At 69.8% G+C, this 19,174-nt stretch carries 12 protein-coding genes; 7 read left to right on the plus strand and 5 right to left on the minus strand.

The genetic code is table 11. From position 1 onward, the window contains the following. The first annotated feature begins 10 nt into the window (after positions 1 to 10). The 6 genes from ENSA5_RS03325 (at position 11) to ENSA5_RS03350 (ending at position 9,666) form a co-directional block, all read left to right on the plus strand. Entirely contained in the window at positions 11 to 2,566 is a 2,556-nt protein-coding gene (locus ENSA5_RS03325; RefSeq protein WP_106390095.1) for a transglutaminase-like domain-containing protein, read from the plus strand. Positions 2,567 to 2,579: 13 nt separating this feature from the next. Then, on the plus strand, positions 2,580 to 3,788 hold the full coding sequence (locus ENSA5_RS03330) for an AAA family ATPase (RefSeq protein ID WP_181197324.1): 1,209 nt from the start codon (positions 2,580 to 2,582) through the stop codon (positions 3,786 to 3,788). A 51-nt stretch (positions 3,789 to 3,839) separates the two neighbouring features. After that, positions 3,840 to 4,403 (plus strand): hypothetical protein, encoded by a 564-nt coding sequence (locus ENSA5_RS03335; protein WP_146155276.1) that lies wholly within the window; start codon positions 3,840 to 3,842, stop codon positions 4,401 to 4,403. Between the two features lie 28 nt (positions 4,404 to 4,431). Then, positions 4,432 to 6,591: a MalT transcriptional regulator family protein gene (locus ENSA5_RS03340; RefSeq protein WP_106390098.1), complete on the plus strand. Its 2,160-nt coding sequence runs from the start codon at positions 4,432 to 4,434 to the stop codon at positions 6,589 to 6,591. A 276-nt stretch (positions 6,592 to 6,867) separates the two neighbouring features. Then, positions 6,868 to 7,281: a hypothetical protein gene (locus tag ENSA5_RS03345; protein WP_146155277.1), complete on the plus strand. Its 414-nt coding sequence runs from the start codon at positions 6,868 to 6,870 to the stop codon at positions 7,279 to 7,281. A 108-nt stretch (positions 7,282 to 7,389) separates the two neighbouring features. Beyond that, the gene (locus tag ENSA5_RS03350; RefSeq protein ID WP_106390100.1) at positions 7,390 to 9,666 is read left to right on the plus strand and encodes a bifunctional SulP family inorganic anion transporter/carbonic anhydrase; all 2,277 of its coding nucleotides are present in this window, start codon (positions 7,390 to 7,392) and stop codon (positions 9,664 to 9,666) included. A gap of 29 nt (positions 9,667 to 9,695) precedes the next feature. Here the strand turns inward: ENSA5_RS03350 and ENSA5_RS03355 are convergent, their stop codons facing one another. Further along, positions 9,696 to 11,741, minus strand: coding sequence for a CocE/NonD family hydrolase (locus ENSA5_RS03355; protein ID WP_258182714.1), 2,046 nt, complete (start codon positions 11,739 to 11,741; stop codon positions 9,696 to 9,698). A 65-nt stretch (positions 11,742 to 11,806) separates the two neighbouring features. Between ENSA5_RS03355 and ENSA5_RS03360 the strand changes: the two genes are divergently transcribed. Continuing rightward, a complete protein-coding gene (locus tag ENSA5_RS03360; protein ID WP_106390101.1) occupies positions 11,807 to 12,424 on the plus strand; it encodes a glutathione S-transferase family protein in 618 nt (205 codons plus the stop codon). 27 nt (positions 12,425 to 12,451) lie between these two features. Here ENSA5_RS03360 and ENSA5_RS03365 read toward each other — a convergent pair whose 3' ends face one another. The 4 genes from ENSA5_RS03365 to ENSA5_RS03380 form a co-directional block, all read right to left on the minus strand. Next, positions 12,452 to 13,363 (minus strand): FHA domain-containing protein, encoded by a 912-nt coding sequence (locus ENSA5_RS03365; RefSeq protein ID WP_106390102.1) that lies wholly within the window; start codon positions 13,361 to 13,363, stop codon positions 12,452 to 12,454. 45 nt (positions 13,364 to 13,408) lie between these two features. After that, entirely contained in the window at positions 13,409 to 13,783 is a 375-nt protein-coding gene (locus ENSA5_RS03370; RefSeq protein ID WP_106390103.1) for a hypothetical protein, read from the minus strand. Positions 13,784 to 13,788: 5 nt separating this feature from the next. Next, entirely contained in the window at positions 13,789 to 16,779 is a 2,991-nt protein-coding gene (locus ENSA5_RS03375) for a protein kinase domain-containing protein (protein ID WP_106390104.1), read from the minus strand. Positions 16,780 to 16,986: 207 nt separating this feature from the next. After that, a partial coding sequence (locus ENSA5_RS03380) for a helicase-related protein (RefSeq protein WP_258182715.1) occupies positions 16,987 to 19,174 on the minus strand: 2,188 nt, incomplete at its 5' end.

Consider the following 19,174-nt stretch of genomic DNA (forward strand, 5'->3'; position numbering starts at 1 on the left):
AGCCGAGCGAATGGGTCGACGCGAACTGCAACAAGAGCTCGAGCGCCTCGAGACCGAGAGCGCCGGGCGCCCGGTCAAGCCGCCGCGGACCTTCGCCGAGCGGCTGTTCGGCTGGCTCCGCGCGACCCGGCACCCGATCCGCGCCGTCGCCATGGCCATGGCCGCGCTCGCGCTCGCCTGGGGCATCGCAACCTCTTCGGGCCTGAGCGCGGCGATGCTCGGCGCCGTCGCGGGCGTGGCCGTGGGCGAGCTGCTCGCGCGCACCAAGACCCGGCTGATCGCGCTGGTCATCGGGATCCTCGCGCTCTCGGGCCTGGGCTGGTGGTTCGCCGACTTCGTGACCGAGGTCCGGGTGATCCCGGCCGCGATCGGGCCCGGCGCGGCCCTGGGCCTGAGCTCGGTCCTGCGCTTCTTCGTCCTCGCGCTGGCCGTGACCGGGACCTCGAGGGTCATCGCGGCCCGCCACAAGGCGCTGATCGGGATCGAGCTCGCGGTCGTCGGCGCGAGCGTGGCCTCGATGTTCGCCAGCCACCGCGAGGGCGTGATCGCCCGGCCGCTGTGGCTGTCCGACTGGGCCTGGCAGCACGGCTACGACCCCGCCGACGTGCTCCTGACGATTGGCGCGATCTCGGTCGTGGTCCTCGCCAGCTTGCTGATCGCCGAGTCCGAGCGCCGCGTGACGCTGGCCTCGCTCGGCGGGCTCGGCGTGATCGTGCTGCTCGCGATGTTGCTGCTGCAGGTCGAGGGTCTGCCCACCCCCGAAGCCAACAGCGACCTCGGGCTGACCGAGTCGCAGATCGGCGATCCGCCCAAACCCAGCGAGGACAAGGGCAACGGCCCCGGCGGCCAAGACAGCAAGGACCAGAGTGAGGGCCAGCAGCCCAAGAATCCGCAGGACAACCAAGACGGGGGCCAAGGCGGCGGTCAGCAGCAACAGCAGCAGCAACAAGGCGGTGGCCAGGGCCAGCAGCAAGACCAGCAGCAGCAACAGCAACAGGGCGGCCAGGGCCAGGACCAGCAAGACCAGCAGCAACAACAAGGCGGCGGCCAGGGCCAGGACCAGCAAGACCAGCAGCAACAACAAGGCGGCGGCCAGGGCCAGCAAGACCAGCAGCAGCAGCAGCAACAAGGCGGCGGTCAGGGCCAGCAAGACCAGCAGCCCAACCTCGACCAGCAGCCGTCCGAGGGCACCAAGCCCGCGCCGATGGCCGTGGTCCTGCTCGGCGACGACTACAGCCCCCCAACCCAGGCCTTCTACTTTCGCCAGGACGCGTGGTCACACTTCAACGGCTCGCGCCTCGTCGCGCCGGTCCGGCCCGACGTCGACCGCGACATCATCCGCCGGTTCCCCTCTCGGCCGCTCAACGTGCCCGAGGTCCCGCCCGAGGCCCTCCACACCACCGTCCACGCCGACGTCGTGCTCCTGGCCAAGCACGCCCAGCCCTTCGCGCTCGAGTCGGCGATCTCGATGAAGCCCGAGGCGAACCCCAACCCCCAACGCTTCTTGCGCGCCTACAGCTCCGTCTCGCTCGCCCCCGACTACGAGCTCGAGCAGCTCATGGGCCACGCGCCCGGCGATCCATCCTGGACCGACGCCCAGTGGCAGTTCTACACCACGCTGCCCGACGACCCCCGCTACCGCGAGCTCGCCAACGAGCTGATCGAGGAGCTCCCCGAGCAATACGGCGACGACCCCTTCATGCGCGCCCTCGCGATCAAGCTGTGGATGGATCGCGAGCTGACCTACTCGACCTCCGAGCGCCACGCAGGCGTCGCCGAGCCGACTGGCGATTTCCTGTTCGGCAACCGGATCGGCTACTGCGTCCACTTTGCCCACGCCGCCGTGTACATGTGGCGCAGCCTCGGGATCCCCGCCCGCGTCGGGACCGGCTACCACGTGACCGAGGATCAGCGCCGCGGCTCGACGATCGTGATCCGCGGCGGCGACGCCCACGCGTGGCCGGAGCTCTACCTCGAGGGCATTGGCTGGGTCATCCTCGACATCGCGGCCGAGCAAAACCTCGACCCGCCCGGCACCCCGGTCGACGACGACCTCGCCGAGCTCCTCGGCGAGATGGCCCGCAACGAGACCGACGAGGAGGGCGAGGCTGGCGAAGACCCGATCGAGCAGCGCAACTTCGGCCGCGACGTCACGTTCGGCTTCTTGTTCGTCCTGCTGATCGCGCTCGTGCTCCTCTACGCCGCCAAGATCTGGCGACGCGTGGTCCCCCGCCACGCCGCCCAGAAGCACCTGCCCCGCGTCGGCTACCGCGCCGCGATCGATCTGCTCGCCGACGCCGGGCTCACGCGCCGCTACGGCGAGACCCGCGAGGCCTTCTCCCGCCGCGTCCACGCCCGCGCCCCGAGCCTCGCCAGCCTGACCTCCATGCACGTCGCCGCCGCGATGGGCGACCCCAGCGTGCCGATCGCCGAGCGCCCCGAGTTCGACGCGAAGGTCTGGCGCAAGGGCCTCGCCGGGCTCCGCGGTGAGCTACCCCTGTCGGCGCCGCTGTGGCGTCGAGTCCTCGGTATCCTCGATCCCACCACCGTCTTGCGCGCTCGCTGACCCCCTCTCTACCGTGACCACCAACTCCACACCTCCCGGTTCGAGCTCTCAGCCAGGCGTCGAGGCGCCGGCCACCCCAACCCTCCACGGCCACGAGCCCGCGAGCTCGACCCAAAAGCAGCCGGTCGAGCCCGAGTGGCGAGAGCCCGAGGCCGGAGGCGCCCCGCCCGAGCAACGCGGCGCGGTCAGTGACTTCGAGCAGAGCAAGCACATCACCCACACCCTCGCGCCGCCGATCACCAGCCTCGAAGAGGCCTACGGCGTCGTCCAGCGCGTCCGCGATCGCCTCCGGGTCGCGGTCCGCGGGCGCGACAACGAGATCGAGCTGATCATCATCGCGCTGCTCGCCGACGGCCACGTGCTGCTCGAGGACTACCCCGGCTCGGGCAAGACGACCCTGGCCAAGGCCCTCGGCGACTGCATCATCGACGATCAGCCCCACGACGACATCGTCACGATCCGCCGGATCCAGTTCACCCCGGACCTGCTCCCGAGCGACGTCACGGGCACGACGATCTTCGATCCCAACACCAACCGCTTCTTCTTCCGCCCGGGCCCGATCTTCGCCCACGTCGTGCTCGCCGACGAGATCAACCGGACCTCGCCCAAGGTCCAGTCGGCGCTGCTCGAGGCCATGGCCGAGAAGCAGACCACCGTCGACAACCGGACCCGCCAGCTCGACGAGCTGTTCTTCGTGCTCGCGACCCAAAACCCCCTCGACCTCGCCGGGACCTTCCCCCTGCCCAGCGCCCAGCTCGATCGCTTCTTGTTCAAGATCATCATGAAGCACATCGACCGCCAGTCCGAGCTCGAGGTGCTTGCGAGCATCAAGAGCCGCCGCGACGGCGCCGGGCGCGAGCTCCCGCGCGTGACCCGAACCGAGGTCATCGACGCCCGCCGCGTGATCGAGGAGCAGGTCTTCGTCGCCAACGAGGTCCGCGAGGCCCTCGTCGACATCGCCAACGCGACCCGGGCGCACGCGCAGGTCCTCCAGGGCGTCTCGACCCGCGCGCTGGTCCTGATGATCCCCGCGCTCCAGGCCCGCGCGGTCACCCAGCAGCGCAACTACGTCAGCGCCGACGACATCGAGGCCCTGAGCTACCTCGTGTTCGGCCACCGCCTCGAGCTCGCGCCCGGCGCCGAGAGCCTCGACGGCGTGATCCGAGAGTGCAGCGCCGACGCCCTCGAGCGCCTCGCCCGCATCACCTTGCACCGTCAATAATGGTGTGAACCCACCCCCGGGCCTCGCCCGCCCCTTTCCCCGTGATCCCCCGTGCCCACTTTGACCGACAGCCAGCGCCTTCGCGCGGGCCGAGCCAGCGTGGCGATCGCCCTCGCGCTGGTCGTTGTCGGCGTGCTCCGCTTCGTCACCGACACCCTCCACGAGCTCGACCCCAACTACTGGCGCCCGCTCGCGGGCACGCCCCTGCGCTACCTCGTCCGCGCCCCGAGCGACGGGAGCTGGGCCGGGGATCTCAACGCCCAGTTCTTCAAGCTGCTCTCGATCCCGACCGGCCTGTGCCTGGTCTGGCTCGGCCATCGCTTCGGGTCCGGGACCCTCGAGCAAAAGGCCAAGGACTTCGCCGACCCGGTCATCCGCGCGGTCTGGATCGCCAGCTTCCTCGCCGGGTTCACGCTGATCGAGCTCGAGAAGCAGCACGACCTCCTCGGCATGGGCACGGTCCTCGTCGCGGGCGAGCGCCCGTGGCTCAACCATGTCAGCCACCTCGTGAGCGCCGCCGCGGCGTGGTTTCTGACCGGTTTTTTGAAGTTCGAGCCCCTCAAACAGGCCGAGATCGACCTCGAGCGCGAGCTCGACGAGCTCGCGCCGCGATGACGGCCTCCCAGCCGATGGACCTGCGCCCATGACCGCGAACAACAAAGGTCGACTGCTGTCCGGGCTCGCCGTGCTCGGGCTCGCGAGCACGCTCACGATCGCGGCCACGGTCGTCTCGGCCCAGGACCCGACCGACCCCCTCGCGGTCCCGACCGGCGCCCCCGCCCTCTCCCAACCCAAAGACTTCCCCCGGACCGCGGCCGAAGACGAGATCTGGCAGCTCTACCAGGAAGACAAGCTGCTCACCGCCCGGCGCAAGACCGAGGAGCTGCTCGAAAAAGACGAGGACTCGATCGTCGCCCGCTACGTGTTCGCCCAGATCCTGCGCCGCGCCGAGGGCAACCTGCCCAAGGCCATGAAGCAGATGGGCAGGGCCCGCGAGCTCTACGAGCGCAAGTACAAGCCCAACGTCACCAACCTCGAGACCACGCCCTGGCTGCTCCACCGCGAGATCCTCTACGCCGCCCAGATGATCGCCGGCGAGCTCGAGCGCCACGAGTACCAGCTTCAGCTGCTCGACTATCACGACTCGCTCTACGACCCCCGGCTCACGGCCGAGCACGCCTGGCCGCTGATGCTGCTCGGCCGCTACGACGAGGCCCGCAAGTACGCCGAGAAGGCGGCCGAGAGCAGCGACGAATTTCAGCGCTCGCTCGGCCGCAACGCCCTGTGCGCGATCGAGGGCGAGGCCGGGACCCGCGCGGAGCGCTTCAACGCCTGCCTCTCGGCCTACGATGACGCCGCCGACCGAGCCCGCGGCGACGACCCCTTCGCCAAGCCCGACGAGGTCACGAGCGTCACCGTCCACGCCTACAACGCCGCGCTCGCGGCCTTGACCGTTTTGCGCCCCGACGAGGCCGAGCGCCTGGCCAAGGCCGGCGCGACCCGCATCGAATTCACCCCCGCCAACCCCTGGCGCCTGCTCGTGCGCCTCTACACCGACCAGGCCCGGATGGAAGAGGCCGTGCTCGCCCTGCGCGAGATGCAGAGCTGGCGGCGCAAGATGCCGCCCCACCTGCGCGAGCAGGTCCGGGCCGAGACCGACGTCGCCTTCGCCACGGTCTTGCTCGTCGCGGGTGAGACCGGGACCGGGCTCGAGGTCGTGGATCGTGCGATCGCCAACCCCGATCGCCGCGGCCTGACCTCGTCGTCCAAAGACCAGGCCCTCGGCGCCCACGCGCTCCTGCGCCGGGCGATCCGCCAGACCCACGCCGAGGTCGAGGCCGAGCGCGCCGTGTGGTCCGGGACCGCCGAGTCGGCCCGCATCACCCGCGACGCCTTCGAGCGCGAGATCCAGGACTGGTCCGACTCCGAGCGCATCCGCGGGGTCCTCAACGACGACGAGCGCCTGGTCGCGACCTTTCGCATGTACGTGGCGGGCGGGCTCGAGCCCGTGCCCAGCTGGCTGGTCGGGGATCTCGTCCCGATCCTCGGCGCCGGGGTCTGCTCGGTCGTGCTCGACATGGTCCGCAAGGCCGAGACCGACGAGGCCCTCGATCCCTACTACGACGCGCTCGAGGCCGAGATCGCGATTCACCGCGGGCGCCGCGAAGACGCCTTGAAGCTGGCCAACAAGGCCCTCGACACCCTGCCCGAGTTCGAGGCGCTGCTGCGCGCGCGGGTGGCCGCGATCGCGGGCGAGGCCGCCTGGCGCCTCGGCCAAGACAAGGACGCGCTCGAGTTCTGGGCGACCGCGATGCAGCGAGACGCAGGCGTGATCCGCCGCCGCGGGCTCGCGCTGCCCGCCAAGCTGAGCAACGACGCCAGCGGCCCGGTCGCGGCCCGGGTCGTCGAGCTGCTCGAGGACTCGCCCCGCTTCGACTTCGACGACGACGGGTTCACCGTTACCCTCGCAGGCAGCGGCCGGGAGCTCGAGCTGTGCTTGCTCGAGCCCGCGGGCGGTGTCCTCGGCTGCGCGAGCACGCCGCCGCCCGCCGACGAGGCCGAGCCCGAAGCCACGACCAAGGCCGAGGCTGACGACGAAGGCGAGGAGCTCGACGAGCTCGACGACGACGACTACGCGTCGCTGACCGTCGAGGCCTTCCACAAGCGCGCATTTGCGATGCCCGTGGGCTTGTCGAACATCGACCTCGGCTCGCTCGACGGGACCGCGACGATCTCCGACGAGGCCAACCGCGAGCGCATGCAAGGGCTGCTCGACAAGGTCAAGTCCGAGGCCGGCGAGTAGCGCATCAAACTTCCTGACGCGAACGGATGCCACCGTCTGCGTGGGAATCCTCAATGAGGATGCGGTCCAGACGCTGCACGCACACCACGCATCACGGACGCAGAAAACGGCGCGAAAGCCCTTCTAGGGGGCCACACAAAGGGTTGCGAAACTCATCCCAGGCCAGCGAGGGAGGAGCGCAGCGAGCGAGCGACCGGCCGCGCAGCGTCCCTGTGTCGCAGTGTCACTGACGCCCGCGGGGTCCTACAAAATCTCGTGCTAGGGTTCCGTCGGCTCATGGCCGGCTCTCCGTTCCAGTACTCGCGTCCGCCCGGGCTCGTGTCCACGGCCGGCCGCTTCGTGACCTGGATCTTGCGGCTGGCGTTCTCGCTGGTGATCACGGTCGCGCTGTTCGGCACCGCGGGTGCCTCGTCGCTCGAGCGTGAAAGCGAGCCGGGCGAGTTCGGTGAGTTCGGCGAGTTCGGCCAGCTGTCCGAGTCGGGTGAAGACGGCGAGGCGGGCGAATTCGACGGGCATACGAGCGCCGCGTCCCGCACCCCGTCGGCCAGCCGAGCGCAGCGGCGCGCGTATGATCGTTGCTGCGTTCCACGTGTGCTCGCGCCCACGGTCCAGCGACGCACGGTCCATAACCCGCTTCAAAGTCGGCGGAAGTCCTCAGCGGACGACGACGACGACGACCCTCAGGGCTGATCCAGCTCCACCCCACCGCTCGCATGTCTCGTGGGCGTGCGGTCGCCGTGGGCAGTCGCAGCGCGTTGGCGCTGCTGTCGTGTCGTCAGTTGTCGTGGCTCTATCCGCATGGACAAGAAATCCTCTTCAGATCCCTCCATCTCCTCAACCTCCTCGCTCTTTGCTTCGCTCGGCCGCGACGTGCTCGCTGGCTCGGTCGTGTTCCTGGTCGCGCTGCCGCTGTGTCTGGGCATCGCCCTGGCCTCGGGCGCGCCGCTGATCAGCGGCATCATCAGCGGCATCGTCGGCGGCGTCGTCGTCGGGTCACTCAGCGGCTCACACACGAGCGTCAGCGGCCCGGCCGCGGGGCTCGTGGCGGTCGTGCTCGCGCAGGTCGCCGCGCTGGGCAGCTTCGAGGCCTTCTTGCTCGCGGTCATGTTGGCTGGCGTGCTGCAGCTCGGCTTGGGCCTGGCGCGGACCGGCGCGCTCGCGTCCTTTGTCCCGACCAGCGTGATCAAGGGCCTGCTCGCCGCGATCGGCGTGATCCTGATCCTCAAGCAGATCCCCCACGTGTTCGGCCATGACACCGATCCCGAGGGCGAGATGGCCTTCGCGCAGCCCGACCACGAGAACACCTTCTCCGAGCTGTTGGCGATCCTGGGTGACTTGCACCTCGGCGCCGCGGTCGTCGGCCTGCTCTCGCTCGCCCTACTGCTGGTGTGGGATCGCTACGAGCCCCTGAAGCGCTCGCGCTTTCCGGCCCCGCTGGCGGTCGTGCTCTTGGGTGTGGGCTTGAGCATCGCGTTCGACGCGATCGGCGGTGCGTGGGCGATCTCGGCCAGCCACCTGGTCCAGGTCCCCGTCGTCGAGAGCATGTCGGGCTTTGTCGATCTCTTGCAGTTCCCCGACTTCTCGCAGTGGTCCAACCCGCTCATCTACACCGCTGCGTTGACGATCGCGGTGGTCGCCTCGCTCGAGACCCTGCTCAACCTCGAGGCCGTCGACCGCCTCGACCCCGACCAGCGCCGCTCGCCACCAAACCGCGAGTTGCTCGCGCAGGGCGCAGGCAACGTTGTCGCCGGCCTGCTCGGCGGCATCCCGATCACCTCGGTGGTCATTCGCGGCTCGGTCAACATCGACGCCGGCGCGAAGACCAAGACCGCGGCGATCTTCCACGGCCTGTTCTTGCTCATCATGGTCTTGGGCTTGCCCTGGGCGCTCAACCGCATCCCGCTCTCGTGCCTGGCCGCGATCCTGCTCGTGACTGGGTTTCGCCTGGCGAGCCCGAAGGTCGCCCGCAAGATGTGGGACACCGGCTACGACCAGTTCATCCCCTTCGCGACCACGGTCGTCGCGATCGTGTTCACGGATCTGCTCGTGGGTCTGTGCATCGGCATGGCCGTCAGCCTGACCTTCATCCTCAGTCGCCAGTTTCGCCGCCCGGTCCGGCGCATCATCGAGAAGCACGCTGGCGGCGAGGTCACGCACATCGAGCTCTCCGAGCAGGTCACCTTCCTCAACCAAACCGCGCTCGAGCGGGTGCTCGAGGACATCCCCCGCGGCAGCCACGTGCTGCTCGACGCCCAAAACAGCACCTACATCGACCCGGACGTCCTCGCGTTGATCCGCGAATATCGTGATGTGCGCGCGCCAGCTCGCAACGTGGATCTGTCCATGGTCGGCTTCAATGACGAGTATGAGCTCGAAGACAAGCTGCTCTTCGTCGACTACTCGACCCGCGAACTACAGGATCAGGTGACGCCCGCGCAGGTCCTGGAGATCCTGCGTCAGGGCAACCAGCGCTTCGCCGAACATGGTCACCTCAACCGGGACCTCGCGCGGCAGGTCGGCGCAGCCGTCGAAGGGCACCACCCGCTGGCGGTCGTGCTCAGCTGCATCGACTCGCGCACCCCGGCCGAGCTCTTGTTCGACATGGGCCTCGGCGACCTGTTCAGCGTGCAGGTGGCCGGCAACGTGCTCAGCCCCCAGGTGCTCGGGAGCATGGAGTACGGGTGTGAGATCGCGGGCTCGCGGCTGGTCGTGGTCGTGGGTCACACCCGCTGTCGCACCGTGACGACCGCCGTCGAGCAAGCCCTGAGCTCGGCGCCGCCCGCCGAGCCGACCCGCTGCCAGCACTTCCACACGATCCTCGAAGACATCCAGACCAGCGTCGACCCGAGCGCCCTCACGGGCTTCGCCGAGCTCTCGGCCACGCGCCAAGCCGAGCTGATCGACGAGGTCGCGCGCCGCAACGTGCTCGCGGTGGTCAAGAGCGTCGTCGAACGCAGCGAGACGATCGCAAAGCTGGTCGCCGACCGGCGGATCGCGGTCGTCGGCGTGCTCTATGACGTCACGACGGGCACGATGGAGTTCATGACCGACGACGCGATCGGGCTTGACGAGTAGCGCCTGACCGCGCAGCTGCGAAGCCGGGCTCAGCGGGACTCGGCGACGCACTCGAGCGGCTCCGCCGCGCCCGTCGGGAGGACCCCAAAGCTGACCCCCGACGGGCGCTTCGCGTAGCGATACACCCGGTGATTCGCCGCGACAAAGTCATCGGCCTCGGCCGCATAGATGCTGTCGACCCACGCTTGGGGGTTGCGATCGACGAGCGGGAACCAGGTGCTCTGGACCTGAATCATGACCCGGTGGCCCGGCTCGAAGGTGTGCAGCACGTCTTGTAGCGGCACCCTGACCTCGGTCGGCTGATTGGGGTTGAAGGGCTTGGGCGCCGACGGGTCGTCGCGGAAGCGCCCGCGCAGCACCTCGCTGCGGACCATCATCTGATACCCGCTCATGTGCATGCCCTCGCGCAAGCCCTCGTGGTCTGGCGCGTCGTCGGGCAGCACGTCGATCAGCTTGACGATCCAGTCGGCGTCACGCTGATCCGTCGACACCCACAGCGACGCCGTCACCGGCCCGGCGATCGTCAGCGCTTCGGTCAGCGGCTCGGTCTGATAGACCAACACGTCGGGTCGGCGCGCGGCGAAGCGCTGATCGTCGGTCATGTACTCCCGCGTCATGCCCTTGGCGATCGCGGTCGTGAACGGGACCGGGTGCTCGGGATCACTCACGAAGGCGTCGAAGCTGCGCGTGCGCTCGCTCGGCGCCGCGTCGGCCAGGGCCCCCTCGGCCCCGAGCCACAGCGTGCGCGCCTCGGTCTCGGGCGGCCACTGGCCAAACTGCCGCCAGCGGTTGGCCCCGGTCTCGAACATCAGCGCCTCGGGCAGCGCCGCGCAGCCCTCGTACTCGGCCGCGACCGGGTGCCCGAGCTCGGTCGCAAAGAAGCGCCGCTCGACCTCGCGCTGGTAGGCGAGCGAGGTCGCGGATCCGAACGCGACGTCGCCGAGGCTCGCGCCCTCGGTCCGCACCCACCCGCCGTGGCGCCACGGGCCCATGACCAGGGTGTTGCGCGCGTTCGCGTCGGCGCCCTCGAGCGCGGCGTAGATGTGCAGCGGCCCGTAGAGGTCTTCGGCGTCAAACCACCCGCCGACGGTCATGACCGCGGGCCCGAGGGTCTCGACGGCCTCGAGGTGCGGGACCAGGTTCCGCCGCTGCCAGAACTCGTCGTAATTGGGGTGGGCCATGACCTCGTCCCAAAACGCGATCTCGTGGTGAAAGTAGCGCTCGTTGGCGTTGGCGACCGGGCCCATGCGCATGAAAAATTCGTAGCCGTCGTGGGTCCCGTGGTCGAAGCGCTCGGGCCACTGCGTCGTCAGCCCCTCGCGGGCCCGGCCGAAGCTCGAGATGAAGTTGAACAGGTGCGGGAGCAAGAACGCGCCGTGGTGATGAAAGTCGTCGTACCACCAGTCGGCGATCGGGGCCTGGGGCGAGACGGCCGTGAGCGCCGGGTGGGCGTCGATGACTCCGGCCGCGGCGTAGAAGCCCGGGTAGCTGATGCCCCACTGGCCCACGCGACCGTTGTGACCCTCGACCTCGTCGAGCAGCCACGCGATCGTGTCGTAGGTGTCGGTGCTCTCGTCGATGTCCTCGGGCCCGGCCTTGGTCGCGAGGTGCGGGGTCATGTTGACGAAGTCACCGTCGGACATGAACCGCCCGCGGACATCCTGGTACACGAAGATGTAGCCGTCGCGCATCATCGCCGGGTGCGGGCCGAGCTTGTCGGGCATCTCGCCCTCGCCGTAGGGCTTGACCGAGTAGGGCGTGCGAAACAAGAGGATCGGCAGATCGGCGCCGCCGCGCAGGGCCTCGCGCGGGGTGTAGATCGCGGTATGCAGGGTCGCGCCGTCGCGCATCGGGACCCGAGCCTCGCGCTTGTCGTAGTTGGCGGCGATCCACTTCGCGGGGTCTTCGGGGGCCGTTGCGTCCTCGCTGTCCTCGGCCGCCGCGACGACCTCGACAGTGACCGCGGCGTCCGCCGGGCTCGTGCTCGCGTCGCCGCGCTCGCACGCGACCCCCGAGGCCAGCAGGCCCGTGAGAGCGATCAGGACGGCGCGAGGGAGCTCGAAGCGGGTCGTCACGGCCCGCAGTCTAGGCTCTGAACTTTTTATGGAACAGGCGCGGCAGGCCGGCGTAGCGTGTCTCCGTGACCAAGCCCAAAGTGACCTACTTCGACTTCCCCGGCAGCCGCGGCGAAGAAGTCCGCCTCGCCCTCCACCTCACCGGCGTCGAGTTCGAGGACAACCGGATCAAGGGCCCGAGCTGGGCCGAGCTCAAGCCGACCACGCCCTTCGGCTCGCTGCCCGTGTTCGAGGTCCCGGGCCGCCCGCCGCTCGCCCAGGTCAACGCGATCCTCGTGCTCATCGGCCGCGAGCACGGCCTCCACCCGAGCGACAACTGGGAGGCCGCCCGCCACGAGGCGCTGATGTGCGCGGTCGAAGAGCTGCGCGGGACCGTGGCCCCGGTCCTGCGGATCAAGGATCCCGAGGAGAGTCGCGCCGCCCGCGAGGAGCTGGCCACGGGCTACCTGCCCAGCTGGGGCGGCTACGTCGAGCGCCAACTCGCCCAGCTGAGTGATGGCCCCTTCGTCGCCGGAGCCGACATCTCGGTCGTGGATCTCAAGCTTCACATGGCCTCGAAGTGGTTCTCTTCGGGCACCGTCGACCACGTGCCGACCGACGTGTTCGCCGACTATCCCCGGCTCACGGGCGTGGAGAAGGCGGTCAAGGAGCACCCGAAGATCGTGGCCTGGTACGCACGCTGACCCACGCTGACACCGCGACGAGTCGATCTAGCGATCCTCGACGCGCAGCCGGGTCGCGCCGATGCGCATCTGAGAGGTCCCGGCCCGGCGCTCGATCAACGCCGCGGCGTCGCGGATCTTCGCGCGCGCGAGCTGGCGACGCGCGCGGTGGATCCACAGGTTGATCAGCTCGGGCTCGACCCCGAGCATGCGCGGGAGATCCTCGCGGTAGACCCAGCCGTGCTCGGCCTCGGGCAGCTCGGGGTTGGCTGCGTCGCCGAGCCGGGCGCGGGCGAGCACGAGCAGCAGCGCGAGATGAACGCGGGGCTCGACCGTGATCGCGCGGGCCTCGCTGACGAGCTCGAGCTCGACGTGCTCGCCGTCGCGGCTGACCCTGAACCGAAGCTCGTGCTGGGCGAGCAACAAGTCACCGCCGACCTCGCGCGTGAGCGCCAGCGATCCGGGCGAGAACACCTGCCAGCTGCGACCGCCAGCGATCAGGGTGTCGAGCTCGGCGAGCTCGCGGGTCTCGGCGTCGAGCTCGACCCACCAGCGACCGTCGAGCTCGCGGTAGATCGCCAGCTCCGGCGCGTCGTCGCTCGGGAGGCTCAGGAGCTCGTCGGCGGCGACGCGGACCTCACCGTTGGACGCCTGGGCGAACAGCTGCGGCGGGGAGTCGTCGATGAGCTCGAGGCGGACGACGCCCGCGAGCACGAGCTCGACCTTGCAGGGCAAGGGGACCTGCTCGCCGCGGGCGAGGGCCCGGCCGGCGAGGGTCGTCCCGTTGCGGCTGCCGAGATCCTGGACGCTCCAGCGCTCGCCGTCCCAGACGAGCTCGGCGTGGTAGCCGGAGATGCCCGGGTCATCGACGCGCAGCTGACAGGCCGGGGCCCGGCCGATCAGGTGGCGGGATGAGAGCGGATGCTCGGCGTTGGAGGCGAGGTGCCGAAGCGTGGCCACCGCGCCAGCCTACCACAGCTGGCGCGGGGGGAGCTACGCCGCCGGTCAGGGCGGGCACGCGGACAGCAAGCTGACCGTGTCCCCCGACGACCCGAGCGTCAAGTCAATTTTCAGTTGTTTGTCGGCGTTGTTGGGGAGCTGCATTTTATCGCCCGACGTCTCCCAATCGGCCGAACTCGTACTCAGCGTTATGGAGCTGGAGGTGCGGGAAGCAAATATATACTTGGTTGTCCCACCATCGTTGAAGCTCAGGGTGAAGCGACCATCCCCGCCGCAGGTCTGGCCAAAGCCCTGACCATTGTCGCAGTCGGTATCCGTGGCCAGATTCCCAGAGGCGTCCACCTTGAGATAGACGGTATTGTTCCCCGTATCCTTGATCTTGACCTTGAATGTTCCGCCAGGCCCAATAACGTCAGCCATTTTCTTTAGTCCTCGTGATGGTGTTTACTTCGGTTGGTGTCATTGACAATTTGTTTCTTGCCGCCATCGAGCCAAGCTCGGACCCGCGTCGACTGCCGTTCGACGCCCGCGTGTTCAAAGGCTCGCAGCGCCGCCTCGGCGTGCTCGGTCGCCCGCGCCTGCTCGCCGCTCGTGGCCACCAGCGCGCGAGCGAGGCCAAAGTGGATCTCGCCGAGTTCGACGGCCTGTGAGGCGTCGGCGAGCTCCAGCGCTCGCTCGAGCGCCGCGAGAGCTTCGGCGTGCGCTCCGGTCTCGAGCCCGGTCAGACCGAGGCCCTTGAGCGGGAGCGCGTGCAGTGCGTGGGTCTCGGGCAGTCCGGCTGCAAAGATGTCGCGGGCGGCTTCATAGCCCGCGCGCGCCAGCTCGACCTCGCCAAGGGCGAGCTGGACCTCGGCGATGTTGTAGCGCAGCACGCCGACCTCGTAGTGTTCGTCGCCGAGCAGCCGACGCTGAACATCGAGCGCGCGACGGTAGCTCGTTCGCGCCTGCTCAAACTCGTCCGCGTAGTAGTGGCACAACCCGACGCCGGTGAGCGCCGCCGCGGTCTCGTCGTGTTCTGGCCCGAGCTCGCGCTCATAGATGGTCAGGACTTGCCCGTTCAGCTCGCAGCCGCGGTCGAGATCGCCGGTCGCAAAGGCCAGGTAGGCCACCGCGAAGCGGTCGCGCGCGACCTCGAGCGAGCCATCCCCCCACAGCTGCTCATCGATGGAGATCGCGGTGCTCAGGTGCTCCTGCGCGCGCTCCGGCTCGCCGAGGTCGCTGGCGATCATCCCGAGGTTGAACTCGATCCGGGCGACCTCGGGCGCCCACGGGCCCCAGCTCTCACGCACGACCGCGAGGCTGCCCTCGAGCTCGGCGCGCGCGGCCTCGTAGTTGCCCGCGCGGTAGAGCGCCGTCCCGATACCGACGCGCAGCTTGGCCCGCCCGGCCTCGTCGAGGCGGCCCTCGGACAGGGCGTAGGCGCGCGTGTGAGCGGCGATCGCCTCGTCGTAATCCCCGGCCTGCTCGATCACGCGCGCGCGGGCCACGAGCAGCCGAAGCTCGCGGGGATCGTTGGCCCGGGCCACGCGCTCGAGCGCGAGCTCGGCCTCGTCGATCATCCAGCGCTCGAGGACCGGCTGGGCGAAGTCCCCCGCGGCCGCGCGCGCGAGCGAGACCCGCAAGCTCGCGACGAGATCGAGCAAGCCCGCGCGCTCGGCCGCGAGCACGGCCTCGCGCAGCTGCTCGAGCCCCCCTTCGAGATCCCCCGCGTCGATCTCGAGCTTCGCCAGCACCGCCTGGGCCTCGATCACCAGCGGCGCGTGATCCAGTCCACGGCCCCGCGCGAGCGCGGCCTCAGCCAGCTCCGCCGCGACCTGCGGCCGTCCAACCCGGAGCTCGACCCGGGCCCGCGCGAGCGCGCGAAACTCCGCCTCGACCTCGGCGCGCTGCTCGGGCGCAAGCGCGGCATCGGCATCCGCCTCGGCCTCGGCATCGAGGGCCGCGACGCTGCAGGCCCCGAGATCCGGGAGCTCGCCGAGGATCGGCGCGACCCGGATCACCACGCGCTCATCCGCCGCGGCCAGCACGTCGACGATCGCGTCGAATTGGGCCAACTGTCGCCCGAGACAGGCCTCGCGCCGATCGAGCAGCGCCTCGGACTGCGTGCCTTCGATCCGCGTGGCCCGGCAGCTCGACCTGCGCTCGGCCAGCCAGCGCTCGCTCCAATCGTCGAGGCTGCGCTCGGCCTGGCGCGCCGCGTCGGACTCGAAGCGCAGCGAGGTCGCCTCGAACGCGGCTCGCATCGCCTCGCGGCGCGGCTCGTCCCAGACCTCGGCGAGCGCGCTCGCGTCGAGCTCACACTGCGCCACCTCGCTCGGGGCCGTTGCTCGAAGCCCAAAGCCAAGCCCGAGCGTCGCCGCGACCACGGCCGCCGCGACCGCGGGGATCCGCCATGGCCGCCGCCGCTCGAGCCCGCGCTCGAGCGCGGCGAGCAAGGCCTCCATGTCGGGCCAGCGCGCGCCAGGCGAGGCCGCGAGCCCCCGGGCGATCGCCTCGCGCACGGCTCGTGGGACGGGGCTCTCACTCGGGATTGTCTCGATGTCCCCCGCGTGCTTGGCCTCGGCGAGCGCGCGCAGCTGCCCGGCCGGATAGGGCTGAACGCCAAACAACACCTCGAACGCGCTCACGCAGAAGCTGAACTGATCGGCGGCGGCGTCACAGGGCGCGCCACGGTGCTGCTCCGGCGCCATGTAGATCGGCGTGCCCATCAAGGTCCCGCGCACGGTCAGGTCGGCGCCCAACATCGCGGGCCTGCCCGGGCTGAGCGTGCGCGAATGATCCTCGTCAGCCAGCGTGGTCTCGCCCCCGCGCTCCGCGGTGATCTCGAGGGCCTCGTCGTCCGCGTCGACCTCAGCTGTGACGCTGCGGACCAGGCCGAAGTCGAGCACGCGCACCCGGCCGTCACGACCCACGAGGACGTTGTCGGGCTTGAAGTCGCGGTGCACGAGGCCGGCCGCGTGCGCAGCCGCGAGCCCGCGCCCCGCCTGGATCAGCGCCTCGAGCCGCGCACGCCAGCTCGTGTGCTCGGCGGCCCACTCGGACAGGGTCCGACCATCGACGATCTCCATCGCAATGAACACCGCGCCCGCGTCGGTCCCAGCCTCGTAGACCTGGACCACGTTGGGGTGCGAGAGCCGAGCGAGGGCCTGGGCCTCGCGGACCAGCCGCTGCTCGGCCCGCTTCGCCGCGGCCTGGGGCCGCAGCAGCTTGATCGCGACCTTGCGATCGAGCTGCTCGTCGTAGCCGACATAGACCTTGCCCATGCCCCCCTCGCCGAGCAATCGCAGGATGACGAAGCGGCCAATCCCGCGGCCCGGCCCCGGCGAGCTCTGTGGTTGCGCGACACCGAGCGCGAGCCCGGCCTCGTTGTCGACCGTGGGTTCCCAACCCGTCGACGCCTCCTGCTCGCCAGCCACGAGCCGAAGCGTACACCCACTGACGAGCGTCAGGGACGTCGAAGAGCGGAGCCGCTGCGCAGTCAGACCCACCCCCGAAGCTTGAGAGCGAGGCGCGCGAAGAGCAATTTCACGCCCTTTCGTCGGCTTTCGCTGCGGTAGAATACCCACGAAGGATACGCCGCGGCGCTCAATCACTGGACGACCTCGCGCGGCGCGACTGCTTCACTACCAGCGGTCGTCCCCGGTCAGGGCGGCCTCCCAGGCGTCGGCACGCCGGCCCACGTAGCGAACGAGCTTCGCTTTGACATCGTCATCGAGTTCGCCGTGGAGCAGGAAAACGCCAAACACCAGGCCATCGCGGGGGTGGAGGTCGAGGTAGCCAAGGCCAAGCTTGCGGGTCTCTTCGCGGGTCCACTCGCGGAGACGATTTCCCTCGATCTGGGTCGAGCCCCACTGCGGGCGCGGGTCGAGGTCGCAGAGGCGAGCGACCCGGCCCAGGATGCGGAGTCCTTGTTGGTAGGCGTACACAGTGACGCGCTGGCGCCGGGGGCCGATCTCGAGGCTGACCTCGGCCTCGTTGGGGGAGAGCCACTGCGGAGCCTGACCGGCGGCGCGGGCGAGTCCCGGGCCCCAGGCAGCGCTCGCGTTCGCATGAGGCTCGGGGACGGCGCCTCGAAGGCACGCGACCAAACCCTCGATGGCGAAGTCGCGCGGGTCTTCGCCAGGGCCGGGCACGAGCAAGCGGACGAACGACTCCGTCTCGAGCTGGCGCCGCCGACGGCGACGCCAGCGGGCTCCGGTCAAGCCGGCCTCGTCGGGCCACGGTGGCGCGGAGAGCGTCAAGAAGTAGCGGTTCAGGTCGGCATCCAGACTCCACGCGAGGTCGTGTTGCTGGTGTCCCCCGTGCAGTGTCAGCTCGGAGACTGGGCGGCGGTCGTCGGGGCTGACCCGCCACCCCCCGCCCTCGAGCTCCGCGAGCAGGCGCAGATACCAAGCCTCGTAGTGGTCCGCGATCTTGCGGGCCTGGTCCCGCGAGATCGCCACGAGCCCGCGCGGCTGAGCTGGAAATTCATGCTCGTCGTAGGGATCGAGGTGCCCGGTCTCGGTCGAGCCCACCGTGCTGCCCACGACAAGCTCCTTACTCTCGTGCACCGCCCCCGCCAGCGGAGAGTCCATCAGCTGCTCCGCGCGGCGTTGCCTTTGGATCACCCGGTCGACCTGACTGCGCTCGAGCGAAGCCACGACGTGGGGATAGCCGACCTGAAGCTGGACCTGCGGGGGCTCCCCTTCGTCGATCAGACGACGCTCGATCTGGGAGAAGTAGCGGTCCACCCGGCCCACGCGTTGCTCGAGGTCGCCCGAAGTCCACGCCACTCCATAGTGGAGCACCCGATCGCAGAAGGTGTGCAGGTCGACCCCCTCCTTGAGCGTGTCGGTGCACACGATCACTCGCGGAAGCGAGGGCGTGCGGAACTGCCGAGTGGCCTTGCGGTGAGCCCCCGAGCCGCCGGTGACACCGAGCACCGGGGCCGGCGAGAACAGCTGGGGCCACGTCTCCTGCCGCGCGAGCTGACGCCAGCCTTTGCCAGCACTCTCCAGGCTCGAGTCCAAGATCAGGCGCAGGTGCCTCATCCACTGCTCGCTCTCACGCCGAAGGTCCACTGCCGAGATGTCGTCGGAGCTCAGCCAGTCCGTGAAGCCGTCGGCGAGCCGGGCCGGGTCCTGCCCCCCGTGCAAGTCGGCGAAGTAAAGGTGCAAGAGGGTGTCGGTCAGGCGAAAGGTCTGTCCCAGCACCGTGCGAGCGACCTGCCTTCGGCACAGCTCGTCGCTGCCCCATTCGCCCGCGATGGTTTCGGGTTGGGCAGCGGGCAGCGAGACCGAGCTGCCCCCGAAGTGACGGTCCCACGCACTCCACAGCGTCGGGGTTGACAGCAGCTCAGGGGCCCGATGCGGCTCCGCGCCAGCGGCATCGTTCGGCTCGAGGTGTTCGTGCAGGCAAGCCTCATAGGCGCGTAGCCACGGCCGTGCTCGTGTCCGGTCGAGCCCGAAGGCCTCGGGGTGGTGGCGCACGGCGTGTACGGCCAAATAGCGCACGCGGGAGGCTCGGTGCTGCTGTTGCTTCGCGCCGGCAGAGCGAGTCGCGTGGACCCAGCTCTCGGCCCACAGCTGGTCGGGCAGGCGCCGCGCCGCTTCCGCGGGGGCGACCTGTCCGGCCGCACACAACCGGCCGAGCCAGTCGTCCTCGAAGAACATCGCGTTGCGGCCGCTGTCGCGGAAGGTCTGCCGATACCGGTACAGCCACCCCTTGCGCGAGAGCGCGAGGCGGAGCCGATTCTCCTCGTCGCCGGGCTCGTCATCCCAGCCCTCGGGATCACTGGCCGCCTCGTCCGCCCCGAGCTCCCCTAGCTCGCCC

Origin of the sequence: Enhygromyxa salina (genome assembly GCF_002994615.1) — a bacterium.
GTDB classification, from domain to species: Bacteria; Myxococcota_A; Polyangia; order Nannocystales; family Nannocystaceae; genus Plesiocystis; species Plesiocystis salina_A.